The organism is Devosia sp., assembly GCF_034675085.1.
Lineage (GTDB): Bacteria > Pseudomonadota > Alphaproteobacteria > Rhizobiales > Devosiaceae > Devosia.
Map to the genome: position 1 here is coordinate 1 of NZ_JAUCDN010000452.1, position 1,885 is coordinate 1,885.

Below are 1,885 nucleotides of genomic sequence, written 5' to 3' on the forward strand. Positions count from 1 at the left end.
GCCCCCCTTTTCCAGGCGCGAAGCTGACTGGCAGGCCCCCTCACCCGGCGCTACGCGCCGACCTCTCCCCCAAAGGGAGAGGTGAAGAAAGACCGTCTCGGATCGAAACTGAATTGATCTCGATCCAAACCCGGCAAGAGCGCCGGCGGCGGGAGGGCGGCGCAGCCGATGCCGCCCATCTACAATATTCCGTCCGTATGCAAAGCGACTCTATTTGACCCCACCAACAAAGACGGGTCCTTCACTTACGGAAAAGTAACCATTTCGGCGCAAATACTGATCCGCTAAGTCCATCACCCCCTAACAGTCTGGCACGCCAAAATTTTTCGCACGCTTTTGCCAGCCCTGATCTTTTCTGGCCTGGCGGCGGGCATCGTGCTTGCCGGCAGCCTGGCGCCGGCGGAGCCGGGCCCGGTGGCGGTGGTTTTCACCCCGGCAACCAGCGAGGCCACGGCCTGGGCCGTCATCCGGGCCGCCGGCGGCCAATTGGTGGCGCCCACCCGCCTGGGCAATATCGTGGTGGCTTACGCTCCCGACCCCGACTTCCAGCAGCGGGCCCGCGACCTGGGCGCCCTGTTCTTCCTCAAGGCCGGCGGGCTCTGCGCGCCACTCACGGACCAAGCCTCATGACACTCGAAACCATCCGCAACCGCGCCACGATCGCGGTTGCCAGCCTGGCGGCCATTCTCACCCTCACCGCCTTTGCCTGCGAATGGCTGCTTCAGGACCAGCCGGGACAGGCCAGCCTGCTGGCGGCGCTTGGCCTGGCCGGGCTGGTCGTCAGCTTCCTCGCCCTGCGCCAATCGGCCGGCTTTCGCTACATGGCGGTGGCAGTGATGATGGCCGAGGTGATGGCGCTGCTGATCGCCGCCCAGGGCTATCCCTACCAGACGGACCTGCATATGGCGTTTTTCGGCGCGCTGGCGGTCTGCGCGCTGCTCTATGACTGCCGCGCCATCATGCTGGGGGCGGCGCTGGTAGCGGTGCACCACCTGGCGGTGGGCATGACCATGACCGATCTGGTGTTTTATGGCGGCGGCGGCCTGGGCCGGGTGCTGCTGCACGCGGTCATCCTGGTCATCGAGGCGGGCGGGCTGATCTGGATGACGCTGAACACCCGGCACCTGCTGGCGCTGGCCGAGATCCGCTCCGACCAGGCCCAGGCCAGCGCGCTGGAGGCCGAGCAGTTGGCCGAGGAAATCCAGCAGACCAGCGCCAATTACGACCAGGCCCGCGCCCGCACCATGCAGCAATTGTCGATGGAGTTCGGCCAGGTGGTGGAAGCGGCCGGACATGGCGATTTCTCCGCCCGCATTCACGCTGAATATGACGATCCCGAACTGGTGCGCCTGGCCGGCTCGATCAATACGCTGGTGAGCCGGATCGGCACCAGCGTCGCGGAAACCGGGCGCGTGCTGGCGCTTCTGGCCGGCTCGGACCTGACCGCGCGCATGAGCGGGGAGTATCACGGGGCCTTCGCCCGACTGCGCGACGACACCAATTCGCTGGCCGAGCGGCTCGAAACCATCATGGGCGAATTGCGCGGCGCCGTGACCACGCTGCGTTGCGCCACCGGCGATATCCTGTCGGGGGCCAACGACCTGTCCGAGCGCACCGAACGGCAGGCAACGACCATCGAGCAGACCACCGCCGCCATGGAACGCCTGGCCGCAATGGTATTGGAAAATGCCGGGCGCGCCCGCGACGCCAGCGCCAATGCCGAAAGGCTCACCGCCAGCGCCGAAGCGGGCGGGCAGGTGATGGCACGGGCGACCCAGGCCATGGAACGGATCAGCACCTCCTCGGCCCGGATCTCCAATATTATCGGGCTGATCGACGACATCGCCTTCCAGACCAATCTGCTGGCGCTCAACGCCTCGGTGGA

The 1,885-nt window shown here is 66.4% G+C and carries 2 protein-coding genes; both read left to right on the forward strand.

Annotated elements, in window-relative coordinates; all coding sequences use genetic code 11:
- Positions 1-336 precede the first annotated feature (336 nt).
- Positions 337-630, forward strand: a complete 294-nt coding sequence (locus tag VDP82_RS17605; protein WP_323016115.1) for a hypothetical protein — start codon at positions 337-339, stop codon at positions 628-630.
- Positions 627-1,885, forward strand: a 1,259-nt coding sequence (locus VDP82_RS17610) for a methyl-accepting chemotaxis protein (protein ID WP_323016116.1), incomplete at its 3' end; no start/stop codon positions are given. The genes VDP82_RS17605 and VDP82_RS17610, both read left to right, overlap by 4 nt.